At 66.0% G+C, this 19,351-nt stretch carries 14 protein-coding genes; 4 read left to right on the forward strand and 10 right to left on the reverse strand.

Features of this window, described 5'->3' with window-relative positions; all coding sequences use genetic code 11:
- Window positions 1–59: 59 nt before the first annotated feature.
- From LFT46_RS13955 to LFT46_RS13965, 3 genes are all read left to right on the forward strand, one after another.
- Window positions 60–680, forward strand: a complete 621-nt coding sequence (locus LFT46_RS13955) for a 5-formyltetrahydrofolate cyclo-ligase (protein ID WP_236799030.1) — start codon at window positions 60–62, stop codon at window positions 678–680.
- Between the two features lie 111 nt (window positions 681–791).
- The gene (locus LFT46_RS13960; protein WP_236799031.1) at window positions 792–1,058 is read left to right on the forward strand and encodes an FmdB family zinc ribbon protein; all 267 of its coding nucleotides are present in this window, start codon (window positions 792–794) and stop codon (window positions 1,056–1,058) included.
- 115 nt (window positions 1,059–1,173) lie between these two features.
- On the forward strand, window positions 1,174–1,902 hold the full coding sequence (locus tag LFT46_RS13965; RefSeq protein WP_236799032.1) for an RcpC/CpaB family pilus assembly protein: 729 nt from the start codon (window positions 1,174–1,176) through the stop codon (window positions 1,900–1,902).
- An 84-nt stretch (window positions 1,903–1,986) separates the two neighbouring features.
- Here LFT46_RS13965 and LFT46_RS13970 read toward each other — a convergent pair whose 3' ends face one another.
- The 7 genes from LFT46_RS13970 to LFT46_RS14000 form a co-directional block, all read right to left on the reverse strand.
- Entirely contained in the window at window positions 1,987–6,144 is a 4,158-nt protein-coding gene (locus tag LFT46_RS13970; RefSeq protein WP_236820144.1) for a DUF4011 domain-containing protein, read from the reverse strand.
- A 129-nt stretch (window positions 6,145–6,273) separates the two neighbouring features.
- The gene (gene guaA, locus LFT46_RS13975; protein WP_236820145.1) at window positions 6,274–7,863 is read right to left on the reverse strand and encodes a glutamine-hydrolyzing GMP synthase; all 1,590 of its coding nucleotides are present in this window, start codon (window positions 7,861–7,863) and stop codon (window positions 6,274–6,276) included.
- A 116-nt stretch (window positions 7,864–7,979) separates the two neighbouring features.
- Entirely contained in the window at window positions 7,980–8,489 is a 510-nt protein-coding gene (locus tag LFT46_RS13980; RefSeq protein ID WP_236799035.1) for a DUF3817 domain-containing protein, read from the reverse strand.
- Window positions 8,486–9,385 carry an SURF1 family protein gene (locus tag LFT46_RS13985; protein ID WP_236799036.1) on the reverse strand — a complete coding sequence of 300 codons (900 nt, stop codon included), beginning with the start codon at window positions 9,383–9,385 and terminating at the stop codon, window positions 8,486–8,488. Before LFT46_RS13985 ends, LFT46_RS13980 begins: the two co-directional genes overlap by 4 nt.
- Window positions 9,386–9,471: 86 nt before the next feature.
- Complete coding sequence (locus tag LFT46_RS13990; RefSeq protein ID WP_018769223.1) at window positions 9,472–9,960, reverse strand: PTS sugar transporter subunit IIA; 489 nt, start codon at window positions 9,958–9,960, stop codon at window positions 9,472–9,474.
- Between the two features lie 38 nt (window positions 9,961–9,998).
- Window positions 9,999–11,738 (reverse strand): glycerol-3-phosphate dehydrogenase/oxidase, encoded by a 1,740-nt coding sequence (locus LFT46_RS13995; RefSeq protein ID WP_236799037.1) that lies wholly within the window; start codon window positions 11,736–11,738, stop codon window positions 9,999–10,001.
- 103 nt (window positions 11,739–11,841) lie between these two features.
- Window positions 11,842–12,978 carry a GuaB3 family IMP dehydrogenase-related protein gene (locus LFT46_RS14000; RefSeq protein ID WP_236799038.1) on the reverse strand — a complete coding sequence of 379 codons (1,137 nt, stop codon included), beginning with the start codon at window positions 12,976–12,978 and terminating at the stop codon, window positions 11,842–11,844.
- Window positions 12,979–13,222: 244 nt separating this feature from the next.
- On the opposite strand from LFT46_RS14000, the gene LFT46_RS14005 reads away from it, so the two are divergent.
- Window positions 13,223–13,855: a hypothetical protein gene (locus tag LFT46_RS14005; RefSeq protein WP_236799039.1), complete on the forward strand. Its 633-nt coding sequence runs from the start codon at window positions 13,223–13,225 to the stop codon at window positions 13,853–13,855.
- A 115-nt stretch (window positions 13,856–13,970) separates the two neighbouring features.
- Here the strand turns inward: LFT46_RS14005 and LFT46_RS14010 are convergent, their stop codons facing one another.
- The 3 genes from LFT46_RS14010 to guaB all read right to left on the reverse strand — a co-directional run bounded on the left by LFT46_RS14010 (window position 13,971) and on the right by guaB (window position 19,108).
- A complete protein-coding gene (locus LFT46_RS14010) occupies window positions 13,971–15,830 on the reverse strand; it encodes an ABC transporter ATP-binding protein (RefSeq protein WP_236799040.1) in 1,860 nt (619 codons plus the stop codon).
- Between the two features lie 41 nt (window positions 15,831–15,871).
- Window positions 15,872–17,470, reverse strand: a complete 1,599-nt coding sequence (locus tag LFT46_RS14015; RefSeq protein WP_236820146.1) for an HNH endonuclease signature motif containing protein — start codon at window positions 17,468–17,470, stop codon at window positions 15,872–15,874.
- A gap of 126 nt (window positions 17,471–17,596) precedes the next feature.
- A complete protein-coding gene (gene guaB / locus LFT46_RS14020; protein ID WP_142133152.1) occupies window positions 17,597–19,108 on the reverse strand; it encodes an IMP dehydrogenase in 1,512 nt (503 codons plus the stop codon).
- Window positions 19,109–19,351 lie beyond the last annotated feature (243 nt).

The following is a 19,351-nucleotide window of genomic DNA, read 5'->3' on the forward strand; positions in this document are numbered from 1 at the left end:
CGCGGCAGGCTGGCATCCGGCCAGAAGCCGCTGAGTGCCGGCAACGCAGGAAGGACACCATGCTGCAGGAAACGAACGCGGTCAAGGACGATATCCGGGCCGCCCACCGACGCCGGCGAGCGGGCCTAACCCCGGCGCAACTGGAAGCGGCAGGCAACGCCTTGGCTGTGCACGGCGAAGCCTGGGCCGGGACGGTTACCGGCGGCCAGCCCGGCATAGCGTGCGTGTACCTCGGCGTGGGACAAGAACCGCCCACCCTGCCGCTCGTGAATGCTTTGCACAGCAGCGGACACAGAGTGCTGCTTCCGGTGTGTGAACCCGGCAGGGAGTTGAGCTGGGTGTTCTGGACGCCGGAAACCAGCTTTGAACGCAGCAAATTTGCACCCATCCTTGAGCCCGCCGGACCCCGGCACGGGCCGGAGACAGCAGGCGCAGCGGCAGTGCTTTTCATTCCGGCCACCGCGGTGGATCGTGCCGGTAACAGGATCGGCCAGGGCGGCGGGTACTACGACAAGTTCCTGGGACACCTTGCGACAGCCGGGAAGGAAATTCCCCTGGCCGCTGTTATCTACGACGATGAATTGCTGCCTGCGGGGCGGATTCCTGCAGAGGAGTTCGACCGGCCGGTCCCGGCGGTCCTTGCGCCGTCCGGGTACCAGCCGCTCACGGGCGGCGCCTGACCCCGGCCCGTCCAGGGGCAGTGATAGAATTAGCACTCAGGCCCTGCGACTGCTAATGGTTTACCAAGTGGCAGCACGGGACCTCTCGTTTGCCCAAGAGGAGGAGCACCAGTGCCAACATATGCTTACGCCTGCAAGGATTGCGGCCACGCCTTCGACATTGTCCAGTCGTTTTCGGACAGTAGCCTGACGTCCTGCCCCGAATGCCAGGGCACGTTGCGGAAGAAGTTCAACAGCGTGGGTGTCGTCTTCAAGGGCTCCGGTTTCTACCGCACCGACTCGCGCGATTCCAAGGGCAGCTCCGTCTCCCCCGCGCCTGCCGCGGCTCCGGCTGCGCCCGCTGCCGCCCCCGCCGCTTCGGCTCCGGCAGCCAGCTAGACAGGCATAAGCCTTAAGTTCGACGGCGGTCGGCGCATTCCAGCGCCGGCCGCCTTTGTCCACATAGCGTTCGTTCTGGCTGCCCAGGTGCGGTTGCCGCAACTAGCGTGGGCGCATGCCCAGACTTCCCCGCCGTCGCCGCGACCACTACCGGCGTCCCGCCAGCCCCCGAAACATCGCACGCCGCGGCAAAGAGCGTTCACCGGGGGCGCGGTTTGCCAGCTGGGTGAACCGCAACCGCAGGCTCGCTGCGGCGTTGTTGTTATGCGCAGCTGCAGCCCTTGCGGTCCAGCAGCTCACTCCTGCCCCGCTCTCCACTGTTAGGGCGCTGGCCGCCGCCCGGGATCTTCCCGCCGGAAGCGCCGTCACCACAGCAGATTTGGCTCACGTCCAGGTGCCGCCGGGAATGGTGGCGGACGGCTTCCTGCAGGATGACGCCGCCGCAACGGGCAAGCAGCTGGCCGCGCCCATGCGCAAGGGCCAGCTCCTCACGGACGCCCAACTGCTGGGTCCCGGACTGCTGGCTGGCACTCCGCCCGGTTCAGCGGCTGTTCCCCTGCGCATGGCGGACCCTTCGTCCACACAGCTGGTCTCCCCCGGCCAACTGGTCAATGTGGTGCTGACGCCAGCCACCGGGTTTGACCAGCAGGGTCCCTCCCAGGTCCTGGCATCTGCCGTACCCGTCCTGTGGACGTCGAACAACGGCGGCCAGGGCGGGCAATGGCTGGGCACCACGGAGACGGATGGACTAATCGTGGTGGCGGCCAACGCAGAACAATCGTCCCGTCTGGCCGGAGCCTCAACCCAGGGCCGGCTGTTCTTCGTCCTTGTCGGGCCGCCGTGACATCAGCCATGCAAGGCCGAAGCCGGGCGCTCCATCCAAACCAGGCACACATCCAACCCGGAACCCCTGGTCAGCCCTGCGCGGTCAGCCCCAGTGCGGTGGTTTCTGTTCCTTCAACCACGTGTCGTGGTCGTCCTCCCGGTCTCCCCAGCTGCGCGCATCGTCCTCTGCGGCCTTGCTCGGAAGGATTTCCTCGCTGCCGCCCTGTGCCGCGCGCGCCGCAGGGGCATTCGGGCCGGGTGCCGCAGGCGCCCCCGACGCAGCAGCGTCAGTGCCAGGTTCAGGGTTTCCGTTCTTGTTCTCGTCGTAGTGCATGTCTTCCTCGGGACCGGCTTTCCCGGCCCTGTCTTCCTTGCTCAATTCTTCTCTGCTCAAATCTTCTTTGCCCGCGGAAGCTGCCGATGATGCGGTATCGATTCCATTGAGCGCCTGGTGGACGTCGTCGTCAAGGAAGCCCGTAGAGGTCGTGGTCCTGCCAGGGAGCACGATGTTCTCAAGTCCCAGGTACCCCGCTATGCGGTCGGCGCAGGTCGAGGGGTCGGTGAAGACTTCGATGGTCCACAGCGGCATGTAGCGCCAGCCCAGGCGTTCCAGCAGTTCCGGGCGCAGCCGGCTGCGTTCACGCACGCTCATGGCGCGGTACTGCTTGGTGCCGTCGGATTCGATGGCCACAGGCCGGGGCAGGTCCAGGTCGTCCTGGCCCATGGTGTTCAGGGGGTCGGCCGCGGCAACAACGTCGATGGCGCCGTCGTACTGGTGCCACACCCGGGCGCCGCGGGCGCGCAGCCTGTCCCCCAGATCCGCTACCAGGGGATCCGCTCCCAGTGCCTGTTCGCTGGCAGCGGCACGGGACGCCGGAGTGCCCAGGTCCGTGTTGCCGGAGATTTCCCGGTTCAGCAGCGTGTAAAGGTCCACCGCCCCGTGGGTGAGGCGGGTGTGGTCCAGGTCTTCCGGCCGGAAGCAGGTCAGCACGTGCAGGGAACGCCGTGCCCGGGTCATCGCCAGGGCAAACTTTTCCCGGCCACCCTCGGCGGACAGCGGCCCGAAGTTGTGGAGTGCACGGCCGTGGGGGGTCCGCCCGAATCCCGGTGAGAAGATGACGTGGTCACGCACCAGGCCTTGGGCGCGTTCCAGGTCAACCACCCGGAAGGACTCCGGGCCGGCACCGAAGAATCCGGCGAGGCCGGGCTGGTTGGACAGCTGGAGCCTGATGGACTCGCCAATCCGGGCCGCGTGCCGGAGACTGGCGGTTACGACCGCGAGGGACGTTCGGGGGCGCATCCTGGCGTGCTCGAAGACCAGTTCCACAACGCGGTTGACCTCCGCCACGACGGATTCCACACCCTCGTGGTCGGCACTGGGCAGGCCGGTGCCGTCCGGCAGGTACTCAACCAACAGGGAGCGGTCCAGCCCCGTGGCGGACTGCCCTTCCGGCAGCCGGCGCAGGCCGCCGTCGTAAAAGCTCTTACTCAGCTGGAGGACCAAGTCCTCGTCCACCGCGCGATACACCACATTGAGCCGCCATACCGGCAGGACGGCGGAGAGCGCGGTAAAGGCGCTTTCCACACGGTGGTGCGCCGACTCGCCGGGCGCCAGCCGCTCCACTCCCACGGTGAAGGTCCGTGGCGTTGCTATGCGGGAATCACCGAAGGCAATGACCTGCCGTGCACGGGCAATCGAGGGCAGGACGGCCTGCAGGGAGGTGGCCTCAGCATCGAGGATCACCACCGCGTCGAAATGCTGCTCCGCTGGCAGCAGGCCCGTCATGAGGTAGGGACTGACAGACCAGACGGGAACCAGCGTCCCGATCAGGTCAGGCGCCTGTGCGGTCAGGGCGGGCAGGGAGACCCGCCCGTCCTTCAGCAGGCTGCGCAGGAGGCCGGCCTGCCGCGGCTGGGCGGCAATAGCGGTGCGCCACCGCTCCGCCAGGGCCCACCGCAGCCGGGCTGCGCCGCTGGCAATGTGCGCATTGTCTGCGAGGCGGTACTCTGCTTCGAGCCGGCGCAGTGCGTCGCCGTCGGACATGGCCAGGTAGTCGTCACCGCTGATCATTGCCTCGAGCGCGGACTGCCACCAGGCCAGTTCCAATTCGGCCGCGACCGATCCTTCGGGTACTTCCCGTTCGGCAAGGTCGGCAAGGAGTTCACCCAGGCCGTGTTCGCGCATGTTCTCGATGAGGAGTGTGCGTTCGGGCAGGGTCTTGAGCGTATCGGTGTCCGCCACCAGGCGCTCCAGGCGTTCCATCAGCTGCGGGTAGGGAACGCCGGTCAGCGACCCACCGTCTTCCGTATGCCGCAGCGCCTCGCCCAGCTGCGCCAACTCCTTGTCCAGGGAGCGGTACATGGCGTTCATTTCGGCCAGGCCCGATGGAACGGCAGGGTGCCGCTGCGTTGTGGCGTATCCCGCCCACAGGGCCCGCTGTTCCTGCACCAGCAGCAGGGACGAGTGCAGGTCCGCGATGTGGACGCCCGGACGCACATATTCCTTGGCCACCCGGCGCAGCCTGGAGCGCTGCATGGCCGTCAGCTCGATGCCGCGCTCACGCCGCCACGAGGACGGTGCAGTGGCGGAGATCAGGTCCGTCACCGGGCGGTCGAAGATGTCCGGGGTGAACTTGTCCAGGCTGCCGCGGACGGCAACCAGCAGTTCCAGCTGCTCGCCCCACTCGGCAAAGGATTCGCCCAGACGGATTTCGGCGTGCTCGGCAACCGCGTCCATCCGGTCGCGGAGGATGGGAAGGCTCTTGGCCACGGACCGGACCAGGTCCTGGGCTTCCTCGGTTTCCTTGCGGGTCAGCAGCCTTGCGCCGTGCCAGGGGCTGGTGGTGGCCGCCTTGCTGAAGCTGCCCAGTTCGGCAGCACGGCGAAGCCGGCCGGCCAGTTCATCGCGGTCCCGGATGCTGTCCAGGACGCTGCGCTTAAGCCGGACGGTGGTGGCCGGTGCCGGATGGATGGACGTGAGTTCGGCGAGGGACTGCATGGCCTGGTACGGCGAGCAGCCCCACCGATCGCGGACGTTGTGCAGCGATGCCACGTGATCCATCAGCGCATGCCGGTGCTCGGTAAGGGTGTGGTGCAGGTTCCCGAGCTGCGGTTCCAGCGACTTCTCGTTCCGGACGATCGCCCGGACCAACTGGCCCTTCAGCTGTTGGGCGGTGACATTCCCGGTGAGCTGGAACAGGATGGACTCCAGTCCCAGCGACTCCAGGTGTCCGGACACCTCATTGAGGCTGGCGCGCCGGTCGCCCACCACCAGCACGGTCTTTCCGGCATCCACCAGGGCACCGATTGTGTTGATCGCGGTCTGGGTCTGGCCGGTACCGGGCGGGCTGCTGACCACCAGGGAGTCCCCGGCGCGGGCTGCATCGATTACGTACTGCTGGTCCGTGTCCGCGTCCAGCAGGAGCAGTTCGTCCTTGGGGTGCCGGTTGTCCAGCTGCGGGAAGCGGGACGGGTCCGGTTCTTCAATGTCCACCATCTCGCCGCCGGCGGCGGTGGCCAGTGCGGACACGATGGGGTGTGTGTCGTTGATCCAGGGGTCGTCGAGGTTGCCGGAGAGGTCGGCGAAGGTGGAAACGAGCAGGTTGTGCTGGGTTTCCGCCCCGTGGATGGGCCGGATCAGGGTGGCCAGCCGGTCCAGGACGGGCTGGGGGTCGAACCGGGCGGTGCTGTAGGCCAGGCGGGTCACGGCGTTGACGTCGAAGACGATGCCGTGGATGTTCTTCAGGTGCCGCACCAATGCCGGGTTGATCTGTGCCTGCTCGGTGAGCTGCAGTTCAAAGTCGTCCTCCCCTGGCCGAACCGTGAGGGAGATGGCGGTCAGCATCACGGGGGCGGACACACGCTGGGGTTTGCCCCCGACGGCGGATGTCCACACCACGGTGCCTGCGGACAGGTACCCGGCATCGATACCGCGGTCATTGGCGAGCTCAAAGATCTTGGACCGGATGTTGCGTGAAGCCCTTGCCGCGACCACGTACTGCTGCCGGTCCCGGATCAGCGTGGACAGGCGGGTGCGGCGCCCGGCCATGAGCTGGGCGAGTCCGGAGGGGTGTGCCGAGGTGAGGTCGATGGAACCTTCGGGCGTCTTGGTGAAGCGCAGCATCGTGTCCGCGCCGGTGACGGGTTTGAGCCCGGACAGCCATTTACGAAGCTCTTCCGAGCCCTCCGGGTGGCCTTGACCAACTGACACTTCTGCCTTCTTTTCTGCGTTTGCACGTGACGTCCTGGACCATACCGGCATAGGTTCGAGAGTAGCCGCTTCGGCGCCGGACTTGAGCGACCGCAACACTGGAGCACGGGAAATTGCGGAGGATTCATTCGGGAAAAGCAGTGGCCGGCCCCCGCTGGCGGAGGCCGGCCACTTAGGAAGCTATTCCCACTCGATGGTTCCCGGCGGCTTGCTGGTGACGTCCAGCACCACCCGGTTGACGCCGTCCACCTCGTTGGTGATCCGGTTGGAAATCCTGGCCAGGAGGTCGTAGGGCAGGCGTGACCAGTCGGCGGTCATGGCGTCCTCGGACGAAACGGGACGCAGCACGATGGGGTGGCCGTAGGTGCGGCCGTCGCCCATGACGCCGACGCTGCGGACGTCCGCCAGCAGCACTACCGGCATCTGCCAGACCTCGTTGTCCAGGCCGGCCTCGGTCAGCTCGGCGCGCGCGATGGCGTCCGCCTTGCGGAGCAGGTCCAACCGCTCCTTGGTGACCTCGCCGACGATCCGGATGCCCAGGCCGGGGCCGGGGAACGGCTGGCGGCCCACGATCTCCTGCGGCAACCCCAGCTGGGCGCCCACGGCGCGGACTTCATCCTTGAACAGGGCTCGCAGCGGTTCGACAAGCTCGAACTGCAGGTCCTCGGGAAGCCCGCCCACATTGTGGTGGCTCTTGATGTTAGCGGCACCTTCGCCGCCGCCGGATTCGACGACGTCCGGGTAGAGGGTGCCCTGGACCAGGAACTTGATCTTCTCGCCGTGCGCGGCAGCCTCGGCAATGATGGCCAGTTCGGCTTCTTCGAAGGCGCGGATGAACTCGCGGCCAATGATCTTGCGCTTGGTTTCGGGATCGCTGACGCCTGCCAGTGCCGAAAGGAAGCGCTCCTGTTCGTTGGCCACGTACAGCTTGACGCCGGTGGCGGCCACGAAGTCGCGTTCCACCTGTTCCGCTTCGCCCTCGCGCAGCAGTCCGTGGTCCACGAACACACAGGTGAGCTGGTCGCCCACGGCGCGCTGGACCAGCGCTGCCGCCACTGCTGAATCGACGCCGCCGGAGAGCCCGCAGATTACCCGGGAATCCCCGATCTGCTGGCGGATCCGCTCCACCTGCTCCTCCAGGATGTTTCCGGTGGTCCAGTTGGGCTCAATCTTGGCGCAGTTGAACAGGAAGTTTTCAAGCACCTGCTGTCCGTAGGCGGAGTGCTTGACCTCCGGGTGCCACTGCACACCGAAGAGACCCTTTTCCTCGTTGGCGAAGGCAGCCACCTCCGCGCCCGCGGTCGTGGCCAGCACCTCGAAGCCTTCGGGCGCAGAGTGGACGGAGTCGCCGTGGCTCATCCAGGTCTTCTGGTGCTGGGGCATGCCTTTCAGCACGGAACGCCCCTCGCCCAGGATGGTGGTCTCGGTGGATCCGTACTCCCGCAGGCCGGTCTTGTCCACCTTGCCGCCCAGCGCGTTGGCCATGGCCTGGAACCCGTAGCAGATGCCAAAGACGGGGACGCCGGCCTCGAAGAGGTCGGCACCAACGCTCGGGGCGCCGTCGGCATAAACGCTGGAAGGGCCGCCGGAAAGGATGATGGCGGCGGGATTCTTGGCCAGGAGCTGCTCGGTGGAGTAAGTATGCGGAACCACTTCCGAATACACATTCGCTTCCCTGACGCGGCGGGCAATCAGCTGCGCGTACTGGGCACCGTAATCAACAACCAGCACCGGCTTCTGGGAAGTCTGGGATGCAGTGGGAGTAGTCACCGTAATAGCCTACTTGGCGCCGTTGCACCGGCGCACCTTGGGAGGCCGCGCTGTGACGGAGCAAACGTCCGACGGCGGCCGGTCGGCTGCCTGTGCGCAGCCCACTGCGGAGGGGATCAGTAGCGCTGCGGGGCCTGCGGGTTGGCGGCCAGCTCGGCCTCCACCTCGGCGTGGAACTTCTTCTCGACGATGAAGGACAGGAACGGCACCACGCCACCCAGTGCCAGCAGGATTAGCTTCAGGAACGGCCAGCGCATAAGCGACCACAGCCGGAAGTTGGAGATCAGGTACACCACGTACATCCAGCCGTGCACGATCAGCACCGTGACGGAGACGTTGACGCCGTTGATCACCCCGGCCGGTTCGGCGTCGGCGAATCCGAAGCCGAACGGCTGGCCGGTCACTGCGTTGGTGCCGCCCGCGAACAGGTACTGCCCGAAGCCGTACCGCGCCACGAGTTCGGCGCAGAGCAGGAGCAGCATGGTGCCGGTGAGGTAGGCCATGACCTTGTAGAACTTCAGGGCCGACCGGATCTGTGCCTCAGTACCGCCGAAGCGGCGCTTCTTGCCGGAAGTCTTGCCGCCGGATGCCTGCGGGGATGGGGTGGCGGGTTTCGGATCAATCATGGCTGTACCTTCTGCTGGTGCTGGTCAGGCTGCTGCTGTTCAGGCTGGTGCTGGTTAGGCTGCTGCTGAAGAGGCTGTGTTTCGTGGAGGCCGCCTGCGGGGGCTTCATCGGCGTCCTCGAGGGCCTCCTCGAGATCGCGGTGGTAGTCGTCCTTGACCAGGCGCCACCAGATAAAGAAGGCGAAACCGGCGAAGACGACCCATTCGATGGAATAGAACAGGTTGAGCCAGTTGATGTGCTGCCCGGGGGGCTGCGGCCCGATATCCAGGGGCAGGAGCTTTCCAGGGACGGCTGAGGCGCTGACGTCCTGGCCGCCCACCACCTCGGCGGTGGCAGACACAAAGCCCGGGTAGCTGCTCACGTCCCAGTAGTTGATGAGCTCGGCGACGGAAACAGCCGTGGCCTCCCCCGGCTTGGGCGACTTCCCGGCCACCGGCGCCTCGGATGGCAGGAGGCGTCCGGTTAGTTCAACAACGCCCGACGGCGGTGCTGCCGCATCCCCCGGCTCGGCTACCCACCCGCGTGCCACCGGGATCCAGGTTTGGGGAGATGCGCCCGCGCCGGTCAGGGCCGGGGCACCGTTGACGGCGAAGGCGGACACCACCCAGTAGCCGCTTTTGCCGTCGTGGAGCCTGCCGGGAACCAGGACCTGCTTGTCCGGGCTGTACGTTCCCTGCGCCGTCACCATCTGGTCTGCGACGCTTCCGTGGAAGAACTCCCCGGGCTGCAGGGTGCTTGTGAGCTGTTGGACCTGTTCAGAAGCCGGGTTGACCGGCACCTCGGGTTGGGTGGAGCGCCCGAACTGCCACTGGCTCAGCAGCACGAAGACCCCGGAGAGAACGATCGCGAAGATAAAGCCTGCGATCCATCGGGGCTTAAGGGCTGTTTTCCACACGTCTTAACCGTACTTCGTACTTCTGTAGAACAACTAAACGCCAGGGCATCCGGACCGGAAACGGGACCGGCCCATCCCAGCCGCGCCTAGTGGTCGAAGAAGACCAGGCTGGAGTTGATGAGTTCGGCAATCACTTCGGCGTCGTACGCACGACGCAGCGACTCCCGGAAAGACTCCTTTGAGAGCGACCGGGCCAGGGTGGCCAGCACCTCCAGGTGGTCCGAGAAGGAGCTGGCCGGGGTGGCAATCAACAGGATGACCGTGGCCGGACCGTCCGCGGCACCAAAGTCCAGCGCATGGCCGTACTTCGCGATTCCAACCGCGATGGACGTTTGGGAGACGAATTCGCTCCTTGCGTGCGGCAACCCGATGCCGCCCGGGAGCCCCGTGGCCAGTTGGTGCTCCCGGGCGTTAACGTTCTTCAGGAACCCGTCAAGATCTGAGATCCGCCCTGCCGCGTGCAGCCGCTCTGCCAGTTGGTTGGTGGCGTCGGTCTTGTCCTTGGCCTCCATTTCCAGGATCACCATGTCGGCGGTGGTCAAATGGGCGTCATACGGGTCCAGTGGTTCCGCCAAGGCGTATCCCTTCGGTCAGCAGTGGGGCTAGCGGCCCCTCAACGCAAGGGCACGATGTCTTCCGCGCCCAGGCGGGCAGCGTCTGCGGATTCGTCGTCCGGCTGTTGCTGGCTAAGGCGTTCCGCCTCCACACGGGCAAGGTAGTGGCGGACTTCGTTTTCGCGCTGTGCCTCGCTCCAGCCAAGGACGTCACCCATCAGTTTAGCGACAACAGGGGCAGCGGACACGCCGCGGTCCCACGCCTCGATGGAGATCCTCGTCCGTCGGGTCAGGACGTCCTGCACATGGCGGGCGCCCTCGTGCGTGGCTGCGTACACGGCCTCGGCCTGAAGATAGTCATCGGCTCCCGGGATAGGCTCAGCCAGTTCAGGGTTCTGCTCGATGATTTCCAGGACTTCGGGGGTCATGGACCCGTATCGGTTGAGCAGGTGCTCGATCCGCGCCACGTGCACCCCGGATTCCTCCGCGGTGCGGTTCCGCCGGTTCCAGGCCGCCCGGAAACCGCTGGCGCCCAGCAGCGGGATGGTCTCGGTACAGCTGGGCGGCACCCGCTCGTCCATGGTGCGGGTGGCCTCGTCGACGGCGTCCTTGGCCATGACCCGGTAGGTGGTCCACTTGCCGCCGGCCACCACCACCAGGCCGGGAACCGGATGCGCCACCACGTGCTCGCGGGAGAGCTTGGCGGTGGAGTCATTTTCACCGGCCAGCAGCGGCCGCAGCCCGGCATAGACCCCTTCGACGTCTTCCCTGGTGAGCGGCCGCTTCAGAACCTGGTTGACGTGTTCCAGGACGTAGTCGATGTCCTTGCTGGAGGCTGCCGGATGCGCCTTGTCCAGATGCCAGTCCGTGTCGGTGGTGCCAATGATCCAGTGCCTGCCCCACGGGATGACGAACAGCACCGACTTCTCGGTGCGCAGGATCAGCCCCACGGTGGACTGGAAACGGTCCCGGGGAACCACCAGGTGGATACCCTTGGAGGCGCGCACCTTCAACTGGCCGCGGTCCGTCACCATGGCCTGGGTTTCATCGGTCCACACACCCGTGGCATTGATGACCTGCTTGGCGCGGACGCTGAACTGCGTGCCGTCCTCGCGGTTCTCCACCTTGGCTCCAACCACCCGCTCGCCCTCGCGCAGGAAGTCCACCACCGCCATCTGGTTCACTGCATGCGCTCCGTAGTATGCAGCCGTGCGGACCAGGTTGGCCACGTATTTGGCGTCATCCACCTGACCGTCGTAGTACCTGATCGATCCCACAAAGGCATCGTTCTTCAGGCTGGGGGCCGCCCGCAGCGTGCCGCGCTTGCTCAAGTGCTTGTGGAACGGCACGCCGCGGCTGTGTCCGCTGGAGATGGACATGACGTCGTACAGTGCGATGCCGGCGCCCACGTACGGACGCTCAATGAACGGCTTGGTGAGCGGGTAAAGGAAGGGCACCGGCCGCGCCAGGTGCGGGGCAATCTCGGAGAGCAGCAGGCCGCGTTCCTGCAGGGCCTCCTTGACCAGGGCAAAGTCCAGCATTTCCAAGTAGCGCAGGCCGCCATGGATGAGTTTGGATGACCTTGAGGAGGTACCGGCGGCCCAGTCGCTTGCCTCGACGATGCCAACGCTCAGCCCACGGGTCACGGCGTCCAGCGCTGCTCCGGCACCAACGATGCCACCGCCCACAATCAGAATGTCCAGCTCCTGGCCGGGTTCGGCTGTGGCGCGCAGCCGCTGGATGGATGCTTCCCTGGCTTCGGGGCCAAGGACCCCGCCGTTTGCAGGAACACTCTTCATTGAACGCCTCCAGTGCCTCTAGTGCCGGTAGTAACCCCACACTACTTGCAATGGGCGTGCTTTGGGCAGGGCCGGGTGGTGCCCACCCGGCCCTGACCTGTGCTTAGTTTCCTTCGTAAGGCGATACGACGACGTCGACCCGCTGGAATTCCTTCAGGTCCGAATAGCCGGTGGTCGCCATGGAGCGCCGCAGCGCACCAATGAGGTTGGACGTGCCGTTTGTGTGGTGGCCGGGTCCGAAGAGGACCTCCTCCAGCGGCCCAACGGTGCCGACATTGGCGCGGTCCCCGCGCGGCAGCTCGGTGTGGTGGGCTTCCTGGCCCCAGTGCCAGCCCTTGCCCGGCGCTTCTTCTGCCCTGGCAAGGGCACTGCCCAGCATGACGGCGTCGGCGCCCATGGCGATTGCCTTGACGATGTCACCCGAGGTGCCCATGCCGCCGTCGGCAATCACGTGGACGTAGCGGCCGCCGGATTCGTCCATGTAGTCGCGGCGTGCCGCGGCGACGTCGGAGATCGCGGAAGCCATGGGCGAGTGGATGCCCAGGGCGCGCCGCGTGGTGGTGGTTGCGCCGCCACCGAAGCCCACCAGCACGCCGGCGGCACCGGTGCGCATGAGGTGCAGCGCCGGGGTGTAGCCGGCTGCGCCGCCCACGATCACCGGGACGTCGAGTTCATAGATGAACTGCTTGAGGTTGAGGGGCTCGTGGTCCTTGGAGACGTGTTCGGCCGACACGGTGGTGCCGCGGATGACAAAGATATCGACGCCGGCAGCCAGGACCGTCTTGTAGTGCTCCTGGGTGCGCTGCGGGGTCAGGGATCCGGCAACGGTGACGCCGGCCTCGCGGATTTCGGCCAGGCGGGACGTGATGAGTTCCGGCTGGATGGGTGCCTGGTACAGCTCCTGCATCCGACCGGTGACGACGGGGCTGTTGGTCTTGTCTTCAAGCGCCGCAATTTCATCGAGGACCGACTGCGGATCCTCGTACCGGGTCCAGAGGCCTTCCAGATCCAGCACGCCGAGGCCACCCAGCTTGCCCAGGGCAATGGCCGTGGCCGGGGACATGGCCGAGTCCATCGGAGCGGCGATCACTGGCATGTCGAACTGGTAGGCGTCGATCTGCCAAGAGACGGAGACGTCCTTGGGGTCGCGGGTGCGACGGTTGGGGACGATTGCGATGTCATCCAGGGAGTAGGCACGACGCCCACGCTTGCCACGGCCGATCTCGATCTCATAAGTCACTGCTCTAGGTTATCCCAGCAGGTCCGCTGGCTTTGCCCGGGCCGGATCCTGACGGAAAGCGCTGCCCGTGGCGGCGGCGCGGGGCAAACACGTAGCCTTCTCCGGAGTCTCGGTGGATGCTCCCGCGACCAGCTTACGATTGGGCTTCCTTCCGACAGGGAGGACCTGGTCCTCTTGGCGTGACCCTACGGCAACCCGGCTTCCGGACCTCTGTAAGGCGCACCCTTCCCGCTACAGTGGCGTGATGGGCAGCCGCTGGACATTTGACGGGCATATCGCCGGCATTGGTACTACTTCCGGGCTGCGCGCCGTAGTTGGAATATGGCAGGACTCCCCCTTCGGATCCTTCTCGGACGTCATGGTCCAGCAGCCTTCGGGACACCGGCTGCTGCTGGCACCGACGCCTGAAGTTGCCGGCTTCATCGCCGCCACCTACAGCTTTGACGAGGTGCAGGTGGTGGACGTTTCCGCCTCGCTCGCCGGCCACAGGTTGACGGTCGACGCCGGCCCGCTGGAAATCCGGGCCGTCACCGGTGCCAGGACTCGCCTGGGTTCGGTGCTTCAGGCAGTGCCCCGGCGCCTTGCTGTCCATCCCCGCTGGCTCGCCGCGGTCAATCCACTCGCTGCCCTCGCGGCACCCGGCGCCCGCACCTACGGAACTGCCGGCAGTGGAAGGGCGGAGTTCTATGGGGTGACCGACCTGCACCACGTGACCTCCGCCGTCGTCACTTGGGAAGGTGCCAACGCCGGGACGCTCTCCCCCATCCGGCCGGCCGTAACGTTCGGCTTCAGCAGTGTGCCGCCGCGGCCAAGTGTGGCCCGCGTGCGCACCACCGTGGTGGAAGCGTTGGAGACGCCGGCGCCGAGGCAACCGTGATGCACAGGAACGGGCACGGGGTTGTGCCCATCGAAGGGCCCGTCTCTTCCGGTTTTGGTGGATGAGCATGGTCTTCGCCGTACCCTGCGCGGAGTGCGGGCTTCGACAACCTGCGTCAGACTCCTTCAGGTTCCTCCACGGAAAGCTGGGACTCGAACATGCGGAAATAGCGGCCGCGCAGTGCCACCAGCTCCTTGTGGGTTCCCTGCTCCACGATCTGCCCGTCCTCCAGCATGTACACCACGTCCGCCTTCTCGATGGTGGCCAGCCGGTGGCTGATGGCGATGATGGTGCTGCTGCGGTCGGCGAAGAGACGCGTAAAGATCCGGTGCTCGGCCAGCGCATCAATGGCGGACGTGGGCTCATCCATGACCATGAAGGATGCGTCCCGGTAGAAGTTCCGGGCCATCGCCAGGCGCTGCCACTGACCGCCGGAAAGGCCGCTCCCCTTCCGGCCGCGGGGGTCTTCCATCCAGTTGCTGACGTGGTTATCCAGGCCGTTGGGCAGCTTGTTGATGAAGTCGAGTGCCTCGGCGTCGGCTGCGGCCCTGCGGATGCGGTCATCATCGCGAGGACTCTCCACATCGCCGAAGTAGATGTTCTCGGCGGCCGTGGCGAACTCGTACTTGAGGAACTCCTGGCTGAGAACCGCCAGGTGCCGGTGCCAGGAGGTGACGTCGACGGCGGCCAGGTCCACGCCGTCGAGCAGGACTTGCCCCGAGTCGGGACGGTAGAGGCCTGCGAGGATGCGGATCAGGGTGGACTTGCCGGCACCGTTTTCCCCCACGATGGCGATGTGCTGGCCCTGGCGGATGGTCAGGCTTATGCCCTTGATCACTTCAATGTCGCTGCCCGTGTACGTGAAGCGGATGTCCTTCAGCTCCACTTCCTTGGGTGCTTGCAGCAGAGGAGGCGCGTGTTCCGAGTGCATGGGCATCGCCATGAACAGCTCGTAGTCCTTCAGGTTAGCCAGGTCCTCATCGATGGAGCTCAGGGACGACACCAGGTTGTTCGCCGTGGACAGGGCACGGCTGACGATCTGCTGAACGTAGAGGAACTGGCCCACCGGGGCGGCGCGGGCAATGATCTGCCCCACCACCCAGATCAGCGAGACCACCTCCGCGCCGTATTGGAGTGCGTCGGCGGCAAGCTGCTTGGGGATGTAGCGTCGCTGGTAATCCAGGCGCCGCCGCTCGTCCGCGTCGCGGAGCCGGGACCGAAGGCCCATGAGGAAGCCGACAATGCCGTAGAGCCGCATCTCGGCGATGTGTTGCGGCCGCAGGAGGTTGGTTTCAATCATGCGCCGCTGACGGCGTGAATCCACCTGCGTGTTCCAGTGCGCGATCTGCTCCCTGGACAGCTTGAACTGCAGGTACACGCTGGGGACGATCGCCACCAGGACGATGACGGCGATCCACCAGCTGACCAGCAGCAGGGCGCCGATGGCCAGGATGACCGAGACCAGCTGCGTGAAGATGGCGGCGATGCGGTCCAGGACGCGGGCATAGGAATCGGAGAACCGCTTTGCCCGGTCGTATAGATCCACCGTCTCTTTGTCGTCGTAGCGCCAGAACTCGAGAGCGAGGAACCGCTCATACATCTGGTCCCCCACGATGGCGCCAACCTTGAAACTCATCAACTGCTGGATGTAGCGGTCCACGCTGTTGAAGGCGCCCCAGAACAGCCCCAGCGCGGCCGTGATGATGACGTAGACGACAGCACTTCGGCCTGCTCCGCCGTCGCCCGCATATGCCGCGGCCAGCGCCGAGGTGGTGAGGGACGCGAAGTAGGTGGTGACCAGCGGCAGCACTGCGGAGATCAGGGAGCCGAGCACCTTCATGACCACAGCGCCTGGGGATGCCCGGAAGCTCACTCGGAGGACTTGGGCCACGGCCTTGGCATAGGGGCGCAAGGCAAGCCGCTTTTGCGGATCGCGCTTAGGAGTCAGCTCCGCCGGATGGCGTGTTGGAGGCATGGAATCAGCCTAGTGCTGGGAGTGCTCGAACAGGCCTGGAGTCATCCGGTGGAATGGAGACAGCGCCGCAAGGCGTCCTCTCCCGGGGACCAATCCAGGTAATGGAAGTCCGGGCGATGGCCACCCACCCGCAGCAATTCCCCATTAAGATTTACCCCGGTTTTAGGCTCGAATGTCCCGCCCGGAACATCTGTCCTGCCCTGCGCATGAATCTCTACTGGCCAGTGTGTGGGTTCTGGGTGGGGGTGTTCGGGTTTGTAGTGGCGGCCGGTGGGTGAGGTCCAGCCTGGTGATCTGTCTTCTGTTGCCGGCTCTGGTGTCCATTGGGTGTGGTGTTTGAGCCGGTGGTGTTTCGGGCAGAGTTGTGCCAGGTTGCTGGCCCCGGTGGTTCCGCCACATTCCCAGGCTTGCAAATGGTCGGTGTCGTTGTCCGGGGTGCGGTTGGTGCAGCCGGGGAAGGTGCATTTGCCGTCGCGCATCCTGATCCAGCGTTTGATGGTTTCGGTGAGCCGGTAGTTCTTCCGGCCGATCTCCAAGGGTGCCCCGTCCCTCGGGTCAACCAGGACGCGGTAGAAGGAGTCCGCGCCGTCGGCGACGAGTTTGCGGGCGGTGGATGCCGGGATGGGTCCGAGCCCGTCGAGCATGGCGGGTTCCTCCGTGAGTCCGAGCAGGGAGAGCACCGGCACCGTGACCAGGACGTCGGCCCGCGGGGTGGGGACCTTGCCGGGTTCGCTCGCTGATCCAAGGAGCAGGGATGCTGCGATGGCGGGGCGGAGTTGGGTGATGGTGCGTGGTTCGTTTGGGCCTTGGAGGCCGCGGGCGGTGGCGGTGGTGCGGTTCCAGATGGCGCAGGCGGTGTCGCCGGGGAGGTAGAGCGAGACCCAGGCCATCCCGTCCCGGTCCGGGGTGTATTCCATCCGCCGGTCCGCCACCCCTTTGGCGTGGCGTTTCTGCAGTGTCTCGGGGTGGTGGCGTTCGCGCCAGGCGCGGACTTTGGCCCGGAACCGGGAGGGGACGAGTTCGCCAGGGGCTGCGCCGCGGGCGGGGTGGGGTGCGTCGGGGTCGAAGAAGTGGGCCACCAGCGCGGCAGCGCCGGCCGGATCGAGGCCCTCGGTTTCGTCCGCGACGATGCGGGCGTGCTGCCAGGACATGGCGCCGGTGGCCAGGGCCTGGAACACCGGTGGGAGGGAGCAGATTTTCCGGGACTGTTCCACCAGGGCACCGGCAGCGGCGGAGCTGACGGTCAGGACCCCGGCGATCTCCTCCACCACGGACATCTCGGCGTAGGTGCGGTCCTGAATGGACGCGTCGGGCGGGGTCATGGCCTGCTGGAACCCCACGGCCTCGGCGGCATCCCGCGCCTTCATCGCGGCAAGCTGCGCCTCCAACCGGGCCGTCAGTTCCAGCCGCTCCAGCCGGATCTCGTACCGCCGCTGCAGCACATCGACACCCGGACCAATAACAACGCCGGAACCGAGAGCAGCGCCCGAACCAACAGCAACCCCGGAAGTCAGGAAAGCATCCTCCCGGTCCAGCGCACCAAGGGCAGTGAGCGCACCAAGGGCAGTGAGCGCATCAAGGGCGGCCACAGAGGCTTGAACACCCTGCACACCTGCCCCCACACCGCTGCCGATTCCCATAGAAGAATCATCCAACGAGGGTCTGACATTCTGTTTTGCAGCTGTCTCAGGCCAAAACAAAAGGAGGCAGGGTCACCTCTGCCTCCTTTTGTTCATGCACGCTCAGCGGAAACGTGCCGCCGCAGCTTAGCGCGAGCCGTAGTTTGGCGCCTCGACGGTCATTTGGATGTCGTGCGGGTGCGATTCCTTCAGCCCGGCAGAGGTGATCCGGACGAACTTGCCGCGGACCTTCAACTCAGGAATGGTGGGTGCGCCGGTGTAGAACATGGTCTGGCGCAGGCCGCCCACCAGCTGGTACGCCACCGAGGACAGCGGACCGCGGTAGGCAACACGGCCTTCGATGCCTTCGGGGATGAGCTTGTCGTCGCCGGACACATCGGCCTGGAAATAGCGGTCCTTCGAGTAGGACGTGTTCTTGCCGCGCGACTGCATGGCGCCGAGGGAGCCCATGCCGCGGTAGGACTTGAACTGCTTGCCGTTGACGAAGATCAGCTCGCCCGGGGACTCGTCGCAACCGGCGAGCAGGGAGCCGAGCATGACGGTGTCCGCACCGGCCACCAGGGCCTTGCCGATGTCGCCCGAGTACTGCAGGCCGCCGTCGGCGATCAGCGGCACGCCGGCCGGGATGGCAGCCTTGGCGGATTCGTAGATGGCGGTGATCTGCGGGACGCCCACGCCGGCCACCACACGGGTGGTGCAGATGGATCCCGGGCCGACGCCCACCTTGATGCCGTCGGCACCGGCGTCGATCAGCGCCTGTGCACCTTCGCGGGTGGCAGCCTGGCCGCCGATGATGTCCACATGCGCGGCGGCGGGCTCGGACTTCAGGCGGTGGATCATGTCCAGCACGCCTTGGGAGTGGCCGTTGGCAGTGTCCACGAACAGCGCGTCGACGCCGGCGTCCACCAGGGTCATGGCGCGCTCCCAGCCGTCCCCGAAGAAGCCGATGGCGGCACCCACGCGGAGCCGGCCTTCGTCATCCTTGGTGGCCAGCGGGTACTGCTCGGCCTTGGTGAAGTCCTTGGTGGTGATCAGGCCCTTCAGCCGGCCCTGGTCGTCCACCAGCGGAAGCTTTTCGATCTTGTTGGTGGCCAGCTTGTGCGAGGCTTCCTCGCGGCTGATGCCCACGTGCCCGGTGACCAGGGGCATCTTGGTCATGACGTCACTGACCAGCCGCAGCGGGAAATCGGACTCCGGGACGAATCGGGTGTCGCGGTTGGTGACGATGCCCAGCAGGCGGTTGTCCTCGTCCACGACGGGCAGTCCGGAGACGCGGTAGTGGGCACAGAGATCATCCAGTTCACGCAGCGTCGCCTCGGGGCGAATGGTGAGCGGGTTGGTGATCATGCCGGACTCGCTCCGCTTGACCCGGTCAACCTGGTCCGCCTGATCGGCAATGGACAGGTTGCGGTGCACCACGCCCAGGCCACCCTGGCGTGCCATGGCGATGGCCATGCGGGACTCCGTAACGGTGTCCATGGCGGCGGAAAGCAGCGGCGTCTGCACGCTGATCCGCTTGGAGATCCGTGAAGAGGTGTCTGCCTCGGACGGGATGACGTCGGTGTGGCCGGGCAGGAGGAGGACGTCGTCGTAGGTCAGGCCAATGAAGCCAAAGGGATTGTGTTCGGGCTCGGTCATGAGTGCGCCTCTTACCTTGGTTGCTGGGTCACGGGTAGGGGTTGCAGCCGATGACCAGCCCGTGATTACGGAACTGGCCTGTGCAGACGATCCTGCGGGAGCACCGTGCAGCACGGCATTCCGGGGGCAGAAAGTGTTGAGTAAATATTAGAACCTCGGCGCCGATCCCCCTATTCCGCGCGGCCAATGTGAGCAACCGCACGGCCCCCCACCCGCTCGCCGCTCAGGCCAAGCCCAAGGAGT

Source organism: Arthrobacter sp. FW306-07-I (assembly GCF_021800405.1).
Lineage (GTDB): Bacteria > Actinomycetota > Actinomycetes > Actinomycetales > Micrococcaceae > Arthrobacter.

What these genes read in the sequence shown, in the direction of transcription:
- LFT46_RS13955 (WP_236799030.1), top strand. Translation starts at nt 60, where the DNA reads ATGCTGCAGGAAACGAACGCGGTCAAGGACGATATCCGGGCCGCCCAC.
- LFT46_RS13965 (WP_236799032.1), top strand. Translation starts at nt 1,174, where the DNA reads ATGCCCAGACTTCCCCGCCGTCGCCGCGACCACTACCGGCGTCCCGCC.
- LFT46_RS13970 (WP_236820144.1), bottom strand. Translation starts at nt 6,144, where the DNA reads ATGCCGGTATGGTCCAGGACGTCACGTGCAAACGCAGAAAAGAAGGCA.
- LFT46_RS13980 (WP_236799035.1), bottom strand. Translation starts at nt 8,489, where the DNA reads ATGATTGATCCGAAACCCGCCACCCCATCCCCGCAGGCATCCGGCGGC.
- LFT46_RS13995 (WP_236799037.1), bottom strand. Translation starts at nt 11,738, where the DNA reads ATGAAGAGTGTTCCTGCAAACGGCGGGGTCCTTGGCCCCGAAGCCAGG.
- LFT46_RS14005 (WP_236799039.1), top strand. Translation starts at nt 13,223, where the DNA reads ATGGGCAGCCGCTGGACATTTGACGGGCATATCGCCGGCATTGGTACT.
- LFT46_RS14010 (WP_236799040.1), bottom strand. Translation starts at nt 15,830, where the DNA reads ATGCCTCCAACACGCCATCCGGCGGAGCTGACTCCTAAGCGCGATCCG.
- LFT46_RS14015 (WP_236820146.1), bottom strand. Translation starts at nt 17,470, where the DNA reads ATGGGAATCGGCAGCGGTGTGGGGGCAGGTGTGCAGGGTGTTCAAGCC.
- guaB (WP_142133152.1), bottom strand. Translation starts at nt 19,108, where the DNA reads ATGACCGAGCCCGAACACAATCCCTTTGGCTTCATTGGCCTGACCTAC.